Source organism: Faecalicatena fissicatena, assembly GCF_016900595.1.
GTDB classification, from domain to species: Bacteria; Bacillota; Clostridia; order Lachnospirales; family Lachnospiraceae; genus Claveliimonas; species Claveliimonas intestinigallinarum.
Genome location: NZ_JACLYY010000021.1, coordinates 1 through 14,933, shown reverse-complemented (window position 1 = coordinate 14,933; position 14,933 = coordinate 1). Strand labels below are relative to the sequence as shown.

13 protein-coding genes are annotated in these 14,933 nt (G+C 50.8%); 1 reads left to right on the top strand and 12 read right to left on the bottom strand.

Annotation, left to right across the window (positions count from 1 at the left end):
* Positions 1–357: 357 nt before the first annotated feature.
* The 12 genes from H7U36_RS14800 to ald all read right to left on the bottom strand — a co-directional run bounded on the left by H7U36_RS14800 (position 358) and on the right by ald (position 13,661).
* Positions 358–609: a fatty acid kinase subunit FakA-related protein gene (locus H7U36_RS14800; RefSeq protein ID WP_191428795.1), complete on the bottom strand. Its 252-nt coding sequence runs from the start codon at positions 607–609 to the stop codon at positions 358–360.
* A 53-nt stretch (positions 610–662) separates the two neighbouring features.
* Positions 663–2,021: a DNA repair protein RadA gene (gene radA / locus H7U36_RS14795; RefSeq protein ID WP_191428794.1), complete on the bottom strand. Its 1,359-nt coding sequence runs from the start codon at positions 2,019–2,021 to the stop codon at positions 663–665.
* A 111-nt stretch (positions 2,022–2,132) separates the two neighbouring features.
* Positions 2,133–3,632, bottom strand: coding sequence for an FGGY-family carbohydrate kinase (locus H7U36_RS14790; RefSeq protein WP_191493800.1), 1,500 nt, complete (start codon positions 3,630–3,632; stop codon positions 2,133–2,135).
* Positions 3,633–3,662: 30 nt separating this feature from the next.
* Positions 3,663–5,039 carry a GntP family permease gene (locus tag H7U36_RS14785; protein ID WP_191493799.1) on the bottom strand — a complete coding sequence of 459 codons (1,377 nt, stop codon included), beginning with the start codon at positions 5,037–5,039 and terminating at the stop codon, positions 3,663–3,665.
* 28 nt (positions 5,040–5,067) lie between these two features.
* Complete coding sequence (locus H7U36_RS14780) at positions 5,068–5,904, bottom strand: class II fructose-bisphosphate aldolase (protein WP_205148152.1); 837 nt, start codon at positions 5,902–5,904, stop codon at positions 5,068–5,070.
* Between the two features lie 19 nt (positions 5,905–5,923).
* Positions 5,924–7,009 carry a 2-hydroxyacid dehydrogenase gene (locus H7U36_RS14775; RefSeq protein WP_205148153.1) on the bottom strand — a complete coding sequence of 362 codons (1,086 nt, stop codon included), beginning with the start codon at positions 7,007–7,009 and terminating at the stop codon, positions 5,924–5,926.
* A gap of 213 nt (positions 7,010–7,222) precedes the next feature.
* Positions 7,223–8,071: a MurR/RpiR family transcriptional regulator gene (locus H7U36_RS14770; protein WP_205148154.1), complete on the bottom strand. Its 849-nt coding sequence runs from the start codon at positions 8,069–8,071 to the stop codon at positions 7,223–7,225.
* Between the two features lie 16 nt (positions 8,072–8,087).
* Entirely contained in the window at positions 8,088–8,501 is a 414-nt protein-coding gene (locus tag H7U36_RS14765) for an endosialidase (protein WP_205148155.1), read from the bottom strand.
* 56 nt (positions 8,502–8,557) lie between these two features.
* Positions 8,558–10,993 (bottom strand): ATP-dependent Clp protease ATP-binding subunit, encoded by a 2,436-nt coding sequence (locus H7U36_RS14760; RefSeq protein WP_205156416.1) that lies wholly within the window; start codon positions 10,991–10,993, stop codon positions 8,558–8,560.
* Between the two features lie 103 nt (positions 10,994–11,096).
* Positions 11,097–11,465 (bottom strand): GntR family transcriptional regulator, encoded by a 369-nt coding sequence (locus tag H7U36_RS14755; RefSeq protein ID WP_191428791.1) that lies wholly within the window; start codon positions 11,463–11,465, stop codon positions 11,097–11,099.
* Positions 11,466–11,552: 87 nt separating this feature from the next.
* Positions 11,553–12,344, bottom strand: a complete 792-nt coding sequence (locus H7U36_RS14750) for a nitroreductase family protein (RefSeq protein WP_205156415.1) — start codon at positions 12,342–12,344, stop codon at positions 11,553–11,555.
* A 195-nt stretch (positions 12,345–12,539) separates the two neighbouring features.
* Positions 12,540–13,661, bottom strand: coding sequence for an alanine dehydrogenase (ald, locus tag H7U36_RS14745; RefSeq protein ID WP_191428789.1), 1,122 nt, complete (start codon positions 13,659–13,661; stop codon positions 12,540–12,542).
* A gap of 323 nt (positions 13,662–13,984) precedes the next feature.
* Here ald and H7U36_RS14740 point away from each other — a divergent pair, with 323 nt between their 5' ends.
* Positions 13,985–14,842, top strand: coding sequence for a MurR/RpiR family transcriptional regulator (locus tag H7U36_RS14740; protein WP_191428788.1), 858 nt, complete (start codon positions 13,985–13,987; stop codon positions 14,840–14,842).
* The last annotated feature ends 91 nt before the right edge of the window (positions 14,843–14,933 follow it).

Sequence of the window (14,933 nt, the reverse complement as noted above, 5' to 3'; positions counted from 1 at the left end):
GGTCTGATTTCCGTTCTGAATATTTCTCTTAGAAATTTTCAGGGTCGTTGTCTATTGTTCAGTTATCAAGGTTCTTTGTTTTGTTGTCTTTCGCATCTCAGCGACAACTTCTATATCATATCATGTCGCTTCGTGTTTGTCAACAACTTTTTTCATTTTTTCTTGCCGCATCCTCCCGGACCGGAAGAAAATCTTGAGTTGTTGTTGCCGTCTCATGCGACAGCTTTGATATAATAGCACAGGAAAAAGCGAATTGTCAATGTTATTTTTATTTTTTATTTTATTTATACAATTTGCACAATTCCACTTTCCCCACCGCTCTTTTTGGAGGCATATTCACCATTTACCTAGCAGCATTTATCCTTTCAGGCCCCTGGCCTGGCGGTCCATGTCCTCCACTACAATATCATAGATCTCTCCGAGAGTGGAACAGTACTCCAGCACCTTCCAGGGCTCATTGGTGTGATAGTGGATCTTGATCAGATCCTCATCGCCCACCGCCAGAAGACAGTCCCCCTTGAAATGCTCTGTAAAGTACTCACTGATCTCATCCTCGTCCAGATTTTCACCCTCGATCAGGAGCTGTGTGTCATACCGATATTCCAGCATATCTGTCATCTCCTCTCTCTACTATATAAATCTTACTATAGAAATACACAAGATTACATGAGGTCAATGGCCTCGTTGATAGACCGCACGCCCATCACCTTTATTCCCTGGATATTTTTCACCGCGTCTACGGACACTGCCGGCAGGATGCACGTCCGAAAGCCCAGCTTCTTCGCCTCTGACACACGCTGCTCCGGCATATTCACAGCCCGCACCTCACCGCTTAGGCCCACCTCGCCAAAGACCAGGACGTCCTCTGACACAGGCCGGTTTTTGTAGCTGGACACCAGGGCCATCACGATCCCCAAGTCCACAGCCGGCTCGTTGATGCGGATGCCTCCGGCGATATTTACGTAGGCGTCATAGCTGGAGAGGGGCAGCCCCAGCCTCTTTTCCAGCACGGCCATGAGAAGATTGACACGGTTGTAGTCCGTCCCCGCCGCTGTCCTCCTTGGCATGCCGAAATTGCTGCGGCAGACAAGGGCCTGGATCTCCAGAAGGATGGGGCGTGTCCCCTCCATGGAGCAGGCCACCACTGAACCGGAGGCATGTTCCGGTCTTCCGTTGAGCATGAACTCCGAGGGATTTTCCACTTCCCTGAGTCCGTCCTGTCTCATCTCGAACACGCCGATCTCATTGGTGGACCCGAAACGGTTCTTTACGCCCCGCAAAATTCTGTAGGAGGCATGTCTGTCCCCCTCGAAATACAGGACCGTGTCCACCATGTGCTCCAGCACTCTGGGGCCGGCCACCGTCCCCTCCTTTGTCACATGTCCTACTATAAAGATGGAAATGCCCATCCCTTTGGCTATCTGCATGAATATGTTGGTGGCCTCCCGGACCTGGGAGACGCTTCCCGGGGCAGAGCCCACCTCCTCGCTGTACATAGTCTGGATCGAGTCGATCACCACAAGGGCAGGCTTTTGTTTCTCGATCACGCTCCGTATGATTTCTATATTTGTCTCGCACAGAAGAAGCAGCTCCTCTGTAAACTCTCCCATGCGGTTGGCCCGCAGCTTGATCTGCTTCAGGGATTCCTCGCCGGAAATGTACAGGATTTTCAGCTTCCTGGCCGACAGTCTTTGGCACACCTGCAGAAGGAGGGTTGATTTCCCGATACCCGGATCTCCTCCCACGAGGACGAGGGAGCCCGGCACGATCCCGCCGCCCAGCACCCGGTCCAGCTCCTTGATGCCGGTCCGGGTCCGTTCCTCTGTGTCTGTCCTGACGCTGGCAAGGGTGACCACCTCCGCCTCCTGCAGGCTCCTGGTCTGGCCATTTCCCTTTACAGGCGTCACTTTTTCCTCAACAAATGTATTCCACTGTCTGCACACCGGACACTGGCCCAGCCATTTGCTCTCCTCATGTCCGCAGTTCTGGCAGAAAAAAACGCTCTTCTTTGCTTTTGCCATATAAAGCCTCCCTCGTCGAAATATCTATATCATACACAAAATCGTTTTATAATGCAACAGAGCAGCCCAACCGGGCTGCCCTGTTGCATTTTATGCAGGGATGCTTTATTGTCAGTCAACAAAATCTTCATAAACATGTTCTTTTTCCAGAGAGTTATATAATTTATACTTTCTCTGTATGATCTTCTCTCCCTTTTCCACTTCCGCAGGGTCGGGATAAAAAGTATGCGGGATATCTTCCATCATGTTCAGGAACGCTTCTTCAATATCGGGGTAAACTCCCAATGTAACCGCAGCTATCATAGCTGCTCCCAGAGAGGAGGCCTCATTGTTCGTGTATCGAGCCACCTCCTTATTATATATGTTAGCCTGGATCTCACAGAACACATCTGCATTTACCATTCCACCAGCCACACTGACCCTGTAGATCGGCTGAGTGATTTCCTCGATCAGGCTGATATCCGCATTGATCTCCACCGCGATTCCTTCCATGATGGCACGGATCAGGTCACCGCGTTTCGTGTTCAGTGACAGATTGAAGAACAATCCCTTTGCATACGGGTTCCAATAAGGCGCGGCGCTTCCCTCAAAGTGGGGGATCATGATCACACCGTTGGCGCCCATACCTGACTTGACAGCTTCTTCATTCATCAGGTTGTAAACGCTTCCCTCTGTCTGCATATCCTGACAAAACTGCTCTTTGAACCAGCGGTAGATAGCTCCTGTGTTAAAAATCCCGGCCTCCATGATCCACTGTCCGGCTATGGCCGATGCCTGGCAGAGTACTCTTGCATGTTCATCAAACACCGGCTTATCTACGGCCGAGATAACAAAGGAACCTGTACCTGTATTAGCCTCGGCCCTTCCGGGTTTATTGACGCCAAGGGCAATTGCTGCATTCTGCTGGTCGCCTCCGGCCATAATGACCGGCAGTCCTTCTTTCAATCCCAGCTTCTGCGCCATCTCTTTAGTCAATCCACCGGCAATGCTTCCAGGCGGCATCAGGTCAGGCAGGCGCTCTTCTGTAATTCCGCCGATTGCCAGGAGTTCCGGATCCCAGGAAAATGTCTCTATATTCATCAGCAGTGTCCGGCATGCCTGGGAATAGTCCGTCTTATATTCTCCCGTCAGGAAATGGATCACCAGATCCTGCACACCGATAAATTTTTCAGCGGTCTCATAGATATCCGGCTGATTTTCTTTCAGCCACAGTATCTTTGGAAGAACAAAATAAGGATTGGTCCGAAGGCCGGTTTTCCTGTACAACCCCTCAAGAGTGTACTCCTGGATCAGTTTCTCACACTGAGGCATTGTCCTCTTATCCTGCCACATAATAGCAGTCCGCATAGGCTCTCCATCTTTCATAGGAATGAGAGAGGATCTCTGGGATGTCACTGTTATGGCAAGCGGATCTTCCTTCAGATATCCGGCAACATTGGACAGGCAGTACACAGCAGCATCTTTCCACGTCTGCGGATCCTGCTCTACATATCCCGGCTGCGGGAAATCCGAGTGATACTCATAATATGCATTTTCATATTTCTTTCCGTTCGTGCCGTAGATTACGGCACGCATTCCGGAAGTTCCTATATCTAATGAAATAATATACATCTGTCATCGTCTCCTTCTACTGTGCCACGGTTACATCAGGCCTGGAAGAACTGATGAGAAGAGGCTGAGAACAATGACGATCACCAGCGCTGTCACACCGGATATCGTTCCGCCTACGGTCCAGACTTTCATGGTCTGCTTTACATCAAACTTGCTGAACCTGTTTACCACCCAGAAACCAGAGTCGTTGGGCAGAGAGAGTCCTACGCCGCCAGCACAGATCGCAAGGCCGACCAGAACCGGTGAAGCGCCGGCCATACCTGCCACTATGGGTGAAAAGATAGCGGATGTTGTTACCAGCGCTACTGTGGTAGAGCCCTGCGCGGCCCTGAGCACCTGGCTGATAACAAATGCAGCGATGATCATAGCAATACCAGCGCCTTCTGTCAGTCCTGTCATTCCTGCCACCAGTTTATCACCAATACCTGTCGCGTTGATGATAGCTCCGAATGCGCCGCCGGCACCTGTGATAGCCAGGATGGCACCAGACTGTGTAGTAGCGTCTGTGACAATCTCATTAAAGGACTCTTTGATATATTTTTTCAGCGCAAAGAATGCCACCAGCACACCAATCAGCAAAGCCATATTTTTATCGCCAAGGAATGCAAAGAATATGTATGCCATTGTGCCCTCTTCCAGGAACATGGTCATGATCGTTCCAAGAAGGATGATAACGATAGGCAGGAAGATAAGGAAAATTCCCAGCCCGCCTGATGGAAGGTTCTTATCAGATGTGATCTCTGTCTCCTCATCCACATCGTCAAATGCATTTGCGAAATCATTTGCGTACTTATCGCTCTTTCCAAGGAATTTGCCGTACACAACGCCGCCTATGATAGCTGCGGGAAGGCTGACAATAATACTGTAGAGCAGGAACCAGCCCATGTTTGCTCCCATTGTACCTGCAACAGCTACCGGTCCCGGCGTCGGGATAACCAGCGCGTGAGTTGTGATCAGTCCGACAGCCAGTGCGCAGACAAGGGACACAAAAGGAATTTTGCCTTTTCTTGAAAGAGATTTTACCAGGTTTACGAGGATAACAAATGCAGCGTCAAAAAATACAGGGATAGATACAATGTATCCTGTCAGGTTTACTGCAAGGCCTGCTCTCTTCTGACCTGTCATCTTCAGCATCAGCGCCGCGATCTGGCTGGTACACCCGGACAGATGGAGCAGATTTCCAAGAGCCACACCCAGGATGATCAGGATACCAATACTGGTCATTGTGCTTCCGAAACCATTAGCCAGCCCTGTAGCTATGTCTGTCAGAGACATACCGGACAGAATTCCCATCAGGAGTCCACCGATCAGCAGTGCCAGGAACGGATGCAGGTCAAACTTGATGATCGACACGAGCACAAAAATAAGCGCGATCAAAAATACAACGATTAATAAACCTAAACTCATATTCTCACCTCTTACTCATTCTTTAGATCTATCTGCCAAAAAAAGCGATATATTTCTTTACGATTTCCTTTACAAATTCTTCCTGTTTTAGCGACAGGACAGAAAAGTGAGGCTGCTCTTCCCGCAGATATTTAGTTGTAGATTCCACTGTATACGCGGATATCTCTGTATTTACATTGATCTTTGCAATTCCATGCGCAATGCAGTTCAGGATATCTTCCTCCGGCACGCCTGAGCCGCCGTGAAGAACCAGTGGGATCTGTGTGTTTTTATCGATTTCTTCCAGGATATCGATGCGGATATTCGGTTTTCCTTTATACAGACCATGAACAGTCCCTACAGAAACCGCCAGTGCATCAACCCCCGTCTTTTCGACGAACTCTTTTGCCAGTTTCGGATCCGTGTAGGCCTGTACGTCTGAGGCAGATCCCTCGTGGGACTTCTCTCCCGCGGCAATACTGCCCAGCTCCGCCTCCACGGAAGCGCCACACGCATGCGCAACTTCGCACACCTTTGCGGTATTTGCCAGATTTTCCTCATAGGGGAGCATAGAGCCATCATACATGACAGATCCAAACCCGGCTTTGACAGCCTGGAACACAACCCCCATATCTTTACAGTGGTCAAGATGCAGACACACTGGAATATCCAGCTTTTCCGCCATGCTCCTGGTCATAGCTGCCGCCGTCTCCAGGGACATGTTGGGCAGGTATTTGGCTCCAAACGCAAGGATGATCGGCGTTTCAGTCTCCACGCCTGCCTGGATGATCCCCCGGAAAGTCTCTGAATTGTATCCGTTAAAAGATCCTACCGCATATTTTTTTGCATATGCTTCGTCTACAATAGTCTTTAAATTTGTCAGCATAAAATGCCTCCTTTATCTCTTATCCTCTCACTTTTGCGAGCCATGCCTTGAAGTCTTCATTCTCAAGCACTTCTTTATTCACAATAAAATCAGCCTGCTCACCATTCAGGAATTTCGCCACATCAGCCATCAGAAGATAAGGTGAATTGGTGAGAGCTTCTGTAGTCGTACCTGCGATATGAGTTGTAAGAGTGACATTGTCAAGTTTCAGGAACGGACTATCCGCCGGAATAGGCTCTGTTGTAAACACATCCAGTGCCGCTCCCATGATCTTCTGTTCCTTCAGAGCATTCGCCAGAGCATCCTGGTCTACCAGTCCCGCCCTTCCTGTATTGATGAAGTAAGCGGTCGGCTTCATCAGTCCCAGCTCACGCTCACCGATCATGTTTTTATTTTTATCTGTCAAGCGCGCATGGATAGAGACAAAATCACTCGTGCTCATCAGCTCATCCAGCTCCACCTTTTTAGCTCCGGCCGCCTCAATCACTTCATCGCTTGTGTATGGATCATACACAACAATGTTTACATCAAATCCGGAGAGTTTCTTTGCAACCAGTTTTCCAATGTAGCCAAATCCTACCAGTCCAATGGTCTTGTCATGCATCTCAGGGATACAGTTGCTGTTGACGAAGGTTTTTCTCCACTCACCATTCTGGATCGCATAATGAGCTTTCGCGATATTCCTTGCGGCAGCCAGCATCATTCCCACCGCAAAGTCAGAAACCGCATGGGCGTTTCTTCCCTTTACATTAAACACAAGGATCCCTCTCTTTGTGGCCTCCTCCACGTTTACGTTTTCAAGGCCCGCACGGGATACACCCACGATCCTCAGATTAGGCATTGCGTCCATCACTTTGCTGGATACAGGTACAAACAAGCCCATCAGAGCATCCGCATCTTTTCCCTCCTTCAGGATCGTCTCATCGACTGTCTCAATCTCAGGCCCTCTCTTTTCTACTTCCAGTCTGCGATACTGCAGCTGTCCCCAGTCAGACTCCCAGTTTCCTACGATCACATCACTTCCGTACTTACTCAGATGTTTCTCCCACGCCTTTCCGAAGCCTTCTCCCGGGATCATTGCATCTCCTAACAAAATAGCTTTCATAATTGTTCTCTCCTTTCCTTTTCGTTAATTTTCTACCACATTATACTATCTAGTAGTAATTTTGCTACTGTAATAACTATAATCCTATTTTTTGAAATCGTCAATCTTCTATAGCGCCAAAAATAAAGCTATTTTTTTGTTTAATATGCACAAAAAAAGTGTGGCGATACGTTATTTTTTCGTCGTATCGTCACACTTTTAACAACCAAATACTTAGATTTTGTTCTTTGCCACTGCCAGTCTCGACCTGTGGATCTGAGGCAGTACTCTCTCTCCTTTTTTAATAATGATACAGACGTATATGATATCAATGATCACAATCTGTATGATTCTGGATGTCATGGCATCTGACCGGAACTTTGTTTCCAGCGAGGAGCTGCAGATCACATAGTCTGCCCTGTTTGCCAATGTTGATTTCTCATAGCTGGTGATCGCACAGATCTCACAACTCTGCTCCTTTGCAAGAGAGACCGCGTCCAGCATTTCCCGGCTCTCCCCGGAATGCGAGATCACGATGAGCAAATCCTCTTTATCCAGGTTGATCGATAAAATATTACTTATATGAGGATCATTGCTGCACACGGTGTTAATCCTCAGCTTCAACAACTTATGATACAGATCTGACGCCACACATCCGGATGCCCCCACCCCCACAATAAGGACCTTTTTCGCTGAGATGATCTTGTCGACCACACGACTGATCGTTTCTCCACTCAAAACCTCTCTGCTGTCATGGATGGAATTAATCGTGGACTGTATGATCTTGTCCATGATCTGCTCCGTAGTATCCTGAAATGTCACATCCTCATACACTTCCTCAGACGTATTTTCTGACAGCTCCTTTGCCAGATTGATCTTAAAAAGCTGATAGGATGTAAAATCAATTTTTCTCAGGAAACGCAGGACCGTAGGCTCACTTACGCTGCATGCGTAAGCTGTGTCACTGAGAGTATTGGCGATAACCTGCTCCGGATTTTCCATGATATAGTCCGCCACCACCTTCTGCGACTCAGAGAGCGTATTGTACTTTGTCCTGATCAGCGCAAATACCTGTCCATTCACAAAGCTCCCTCCAAACCTACATTTTTACAATCTTTACAGGAATGACCTCTCCTTCGCTCAGTTCTACGCTAACGCTAAGCTTGCCGCTTAAATTCGTCTTCATCTCGCCAGCGCTTACGCCATTCATATATACCGTATACTCTGTCTCCGCTTCCAGCTCCAATGTAAATTGAGCATCCCGGTCTCCGGACACTCCAAAAGTAACTTCACTCTCAGATGCCTTAAAATTCTCCACGGCTGTCCCGGGAACGGACTCATATACAAACATACCGTTTTTTTCCAGCTTGGTGATCTCCGCAAAGGTCTTCACCTTATAGATGTCTCCCTGGAACTCAAAGCCGTCCAGCTTTGTCTTAGAGCTGAGTGTGTAATCTCCAAAGCTCAGTGTCCCATCGTTTTCTGCCCGCAACAGCTCTTTTACTACTGCCATTTTTATGTCCTCCTAGTGGTTCTTCTTTTGTATCCACATTATATCTCAAAAAATTTTCAATTTGTAGTCTTTGGGATAAATTTTATTTCTTTTTTAGAGAGTCCGGCCTCCACCGCCTGCCCTCGCTTTATGGTACTGTCAAGGACTGCCTCAGCCAGCTTGTCCTCCAGTAAATTCTGGACTGCTCTGCGCAGAGGTCTGGCGCCGTACTTCTGGTCCGTGCCAGTCTCCACGATGTATTTTTTCACGGAGTCCCGAACATGAAGAGTGATTCCCAGCTGCTCTTTGGCACGGGCACACACCTCTTTGCACATCATGCTCACGATCTTCTTCATGTTGTCACCACTGAGGGCGTGGAACACGATGATCTCGTCGATGCGGTTCAGGAACTCCGGCCGGAAGATCAGCTTCACCTCATTCATCACATTGGACTTCATCCGCTTGTAGTCTCCGGCCGCGTCCTCCTTTGTCACAAATCCGAGACGCTTCGGATCAATAATGGCCTGGGCGCCCGCGTTGGAGGTCATGATGATAACCGTGTTCCGGAAATCCACCTTCCGGCCCTGGGAGTCGGTGATGTGGCCGTCGTCCAGCACCTGCAGAAGGATGTTGAACACATCCGGGTGGGCCTTCTCGATCTCGTCAAAGAGTACCACAGAGTAGGGATGGCGGCGCACCTGCTCGCTGAGCTGTCCTCCATCCTCGTGGCCCACATAGCCCGGAGGGGAGCCGATCATTTTGGAGACGCTGTGCTTTTCCATATACTCGGACATATCCACTCGGATCATCGACTGCTCGTCCCCGAAGAGAGCCTCCGCAAGGGCCTTGGAAAGCTCCGTCTTTCCCACGCCGGTGGGCCCCAGGAAGAGAAAGGAGCCAATAGGGCGGGAGGGATCCTTCAGGCCTACCCGTCCCCGGCGTACCGCCCTGGCCACTGCGGTCACAGCCTCCTCCTGGCCCACCACTCTCTTGTGGAGGGTCTGCTCCAGCTTCTTCAGCCTGGCGCTCTCCGACTCGGCCAGCCTGCGCACCGGGATCTTGGTCCACTCGGCCACCACTGCGGCTATGTCGTCGGCAGTGACGCACACCTGGCGGCGGGCATTTTTCCCCTGGAAGCGCTTTTTCTGCTGCTCCAGCTTCTTCTGGGCTTCCTGCTGCTCCTGGTGGAGAAGGGAGGCCTCCTGCATATCGCCGGAGCGGATGGCGTCCTCCTTGTCCCGGGAGAGCTGCTCGATAACCTTCTCCAGCTCCTCCATGTTCTCCGGCACCTTGAAGCCCTCAAGGCTCACCTTCGCACAGGCCTCGTCCAGCACGTCTATAGCCTTGTCCGGCAGAAACCGGTCACTGATGTACCGCTCTGACAGGGAGACCGCCGCCTCCAGCGCCTTCTCCTGGACAGCCACATGGTGGTGCTCCTCGTATTTCCCCCGCAGTCCCCTCAGGATCTCCAGGCATTCCTCACGGGTGGGCTCCTCCACTGTCACCGGCTGGAATCTCCGCTCAAGGGCCGCGTCCTTCTCTATATATTTTCTGTACTCCACAATAGTGGTGGCGCCGATGAGCTGCAACTCGCCTCTGGCCAGGGAGGGCTTCAGGATGTTGGACGCGTCCATGGCCCCCTCCGCGCCGCCGGCGCCGATGATGGTGTGAACCTCGTCCAGAAACAGGATCACATTGCCCGCAGCCTTCACCTCCTGGATCAGCCGCTTCATCCTCTCCTCAAACTCGCCTCTGTACTTGGAGCCGGCGATCATGCCCGCCAGGTCCATTGTAACGATGCGCCTGTTTTTCATTGCCTCCGGCACCACTCCCCTGGCGATCCTCTGGGCCAGTCCCTCCAGAACCGCGGTCTTTCCCACGCCCGGCTCGCCAACAAGGCAGGGGTTGTTCTTTGTCCGACGGCTCAAGATCTGCATCAGCCTCTCGATCTCTTTTTCTCTGCCAATGACCGGATCCAGCTTCCCCTCCGCCGCCTGGACAGTCAGGTCTGTGCCGTACTGCTCCAGGACAGAGTTCCTGCGCCTTCCGTCCTCCTGCGTCTCCTCCATGTACTCCCTTGGATCCGCGCCGGTACTGACAAGGATGTCCTGACACAGCTTCTGAAGATTGATATTCAGAGTGAGCAGGATCCTTGCGGCCACGCAGTCCACGTCCCGCAGAATGGCAAGGAGCATATGCTCTGTCCCTGTCTCCTCGGAGCGGAGCCGCATGGCCTCCTCCTTTGACTCCTCCAGGATGTATTCAAGACGGGGGCTCATCTGGGGGTTGGCCGTGACAGGCGCCCCCTCGCCGGGGGAGACAAGCTCATCGATGATCTTCCGGATATTTTCCTCGCTCACCCCGTTTAAGGCCAGTACCTGTCCGGCCACCCCTGTGTAGACCTTCTTCAGCCCCACAAGAAGATGCTCCGTCCCGATGTAGGGGTGCCGGAGCTCTCTTGCCACTGTCTTTGCAATTTTCAATACTTCCTTTGCCTGTTCGGTGTAGTTCATACTGTCTCAGGGAAAAAGTCTCGCCTCTTCCCGCTCCTTTCTCCATTTTCCGTCTCTGCCGGATCCTTCTCTCTAAGCGTATTTTTCTGTAGCCGCAGCTTCTCTAGGCGTATTCGCTGAAAATCTCATCCACCAGCTCGTGCACTTCCTCCCTGGAAATATCCTTGCATCTGCCCTGGGCCAGCACAATGCGCAGCTGCTGTTTCATCTCCTCCACAGCCTTGATCTTGTCAATGTCCAGGGCCACCACAGCCCCTTTGCGCCTGTCGAGCTGGATAAAGCCCTCCTGCCGCAGCAGGCTGTAGGCCTTGTTCACGGTGTGCATGTTGATCCCCACTGCCTGGGCCATCTGCCTCACCGAGGGGAGAGCGTCCCCCTCCCGGATCTCGGCGGTGGCGATGCCCATGATGATCTGGTTGCGCACCTGCATGTAAATCGCTTCATCACTGTTAAAATCAATCTCTATAAGCATAGTATCCCTCTTCCCCATAAGAGTTCTTTTCTTTTGTTATATATACATTAGCACATATTGCACATATACCGCAAGGGAAAAGAACGCTTACCGGATCACGATATTACCGGCTTTGCGGGGCGCTGTCCTTTTGTAGGTGACAGCCGGATAGCCCATAAGCATACAGCAGACAACTGTCCTCTTCCCGATGCCAAGCCACTCCCGGAGCACACTGCTGTTCTCCACAACCGCCTTCGTGTAGCCGCTGAAGAGCACGCCGGCCCCCTCCGCCACGGCCATGTTTTCAATATTGGCAGCCGCCAGTCCTCCGTCCAGGGGATTTTTGGAGGTGATCACCAGGAACGAGGTGGCGTTAAAGAAAAAGGTATCGTCTTTCGGATCCTTTTGATATTTGTCAAGAAAGCCGCGGAATATGCGCTCGTAGAGGGGGGCCTCCTCCTTCATCACATCCAGGATGGCCGGCAGCTCCTTCCAGAAGAGGCTCTTGAACTCCTCCATCTCATCCCGGATCAGCACAAAGCGGCAGCCCTGAGTGTTCTTCGCCGTAGGCGTGTAGCGCCCGGCAGCCAGGATACGCTCCAGCTTCTCCCTCTCTATGGGAGCCTCTTTAAAATTCCGGGTGCTTCTCCTGAATTTTACAGCGTGGAGGAAATGCTCCGGATCGACAGAGAATGTATTCTTATCGTACTCCTCCACCTCATCCATGTCGTACTCCGGTATGGAGACAGCCCGCACGGGACAGACGGCCACACAGTGTCCGCACTGGATACACTTCCGTATGTACTCCGCCTTTTTGTCCCTGATTTCGAGCGCCTCGCCGGGGCAGTCGCGCACGCAGGCACCGCAGCCTATACACAGTTCTTTATTGATCTCAACCATTGTCTACACTCCTTGTCCTTTAAAACTCTTCACAATTACACCTGATATATTACCACACCTTGAGTTCTGTGCAAACTTTTTTATGAACAGATGTTTTCTAAAATAGAAAGAGCGTCCCCGCGCAGATGTCCCGTTGGGGACCGGCAGGGATGCCCTCTTTCATAAAAAGCTGTGAAATTTTATAGACTTTGCGATCTATTTGCAGATTGTCCTGATATCTGTGTACTCGTAGCAGTCAAAGCTGTCCGCCACGTTCTTGCATGTCAGTTTTCCATCGTATGTGTTGATGGCGGAGTAGATCACCTCGTTGTCCGCGCAGGCCTTCTCCAGTCCCTTGTTCGCGATCTGCAGTCCGTAGGAGAGAGTTGCGTTGGTCAGGGCAATCGTGGATGTCCGCGGAACAGCGCCCGGCATATTTCCTACACAGTAGTGGACAACGCCGTCCTCAATAAAGATCGGATCATCGTGATAAGTAACCTTTGTGGTCTCGCCACAGCCGCCCTGGTCAACAGCCACATCCACGAATACAGCGCCCGGCTTCATCTCCTTGAGATATTTCTTTTTGAAGATCTTGGGAGCTGCCTTTCCGGGGATCAGAACACAGCCGATGACGAGATCCGCCTCTTTTACCGCGTTCTCGATATTGGTGTCATTGGATACAAGTGTCTGAATGCGCGCGCCGAAGATGTCATCCAGGTAGGCAAGCCTTGGAAGGCTGATATCCATGATCGTCACGTTAGCGCCCATTCCAACAGCGATCTTGCAGGCGTTTGTTCCAACATTTCCGCCTCCCAGGATCACGATGTTGGCCTTCGGTGTTCCGGGAACGCCTGCCAAGAGAACGCCCTCACCGCCGAATGTCTGCTCCAGGTATTTCGCTCCTTCCTGGATGCTTAAACGGCCTGCGATCTGGCTCATAGGAGCAAGGAGGGGAAGTCCGCCCTGCCTGGGATCATACAGTGTCTCGTAGGCAACGCCCTTTACCTTTGCGTTTAAGAGCGCGTCTGTCTGGGGCTTGTCTGCCGCCAGGTGGAGATATGTATAGAGGATCAGTCCCTCGTGGAACAGGGGATACTCCTCCGGGAGCGGCTCTTTTACCTTCACCATCATCTCTACTGTATCCCACACCTCTTTTGCCGTGTCGATCATCTTCGCTCCTGCCGCCTCGTACTCCGCATCCTGAAATCCGGATCCAACGCCGGCGCCCTTCTCAATATACACATCATGGCCCGCCGCCACATAGCTCTTCACGTTGTCCGGTGTCATACCTACACGGAATTCATTGTTCTTGATTTCTTTTACGCATCCTACTTTCAACTTTCTTACCTCCTGTCAATTTTTCGGCCTGCGGCCTTCTTTTGTTCCGGCCGTTCGCTGCTTTGCCGTTCGGCTGCTGTTTGATGAAAAATATTTTTCAAGTGATTTTTCTTTTGAAGAATATTATTCATTTGTTTCTAAAATCAGTTTAGCACGCAGCCCATAAATAATCAATATAAGTTATTTTTTTCACAAAACTTTTTATTTTTGCATTTTTCTTTCATTTGTCTTTACAATTGACTTGAATAATTTCTCAATCCGTGCTTAAATTTAATATGTAAAAAGCAAATAAATACTTTATCGCAAAACCCGGAGGGAAAACTATGAAAGAATTGAGGGAGCTTATCAGTAAGACCCCGCTCACAAAAACACAGAAGATCATTGCAAAATATATCCTGGACAACTCTGCCGACGCCTGCTTCATGACTTCCACAGAGATCGCGCTGAAGCTAGGGGTCAGCGAGTCATCCGTCATCCGGTTCAGCCGGTCGCTGGGATATGAGGGCTTTATGGATTTCCAGAAAAATCTGCGGAAGGATTATCAGGACAAGGTGCTGAGTATTTCCAGCTCCATCACCATCCCGTCCCAGAGGATTGCCAAGAGGGCACAGCTCACCAGCACATCAGACTACATCAACCGGCATTTCAAAAACGCTGCCCAGAACCTGGAGAGCGCACTGACCTCCAACAACCCGGCCTCCTTCGAAGAGGCGGCCGACATCATCCTCACAAGCAGACACAAGTACATCACCGCCTCCAGGGGCAATTCCTCCCTGGGGGATTATTTTCTTCTCTATCTAAAACACATGGTGCCCAACGTGGAGACTACAAGCTCCTCCGCCATCAGTCCAGTGGACCACCTGTGCAACATAGCAAAGGATGACTGCCTGATTATCTTCAGCTTTCCACGGTACTCCTCCGAGGACAAGATCTGCGCACAGATGGCAAAGGAGGCCGGCGCAAAGATTATCGTGGTGACCGACAAGCCCAGCGCTCTCCTGGCGGAGTATGCCACTGTCCTCTTCACCGTCCCGGTGGACAGCAACGCCTTCTTCAACTGCATGGTAGGCCCCCAGTTCATCACGGAGGCCATCCTTGAGACACTGAGCCACAAGGCAAAGGGCATTGAGAAGCGGCTCAAGAAAATTGACAGATATCTCGGCGAATTGGGGAATTATTGATTGGGGAAAACGAAGAGGGTGTCCCAAAAGTCACGAAGTGACTGAAAGGACACCCGACTATAAAAAAGGAGAACGGTTACCACGCCGTTCT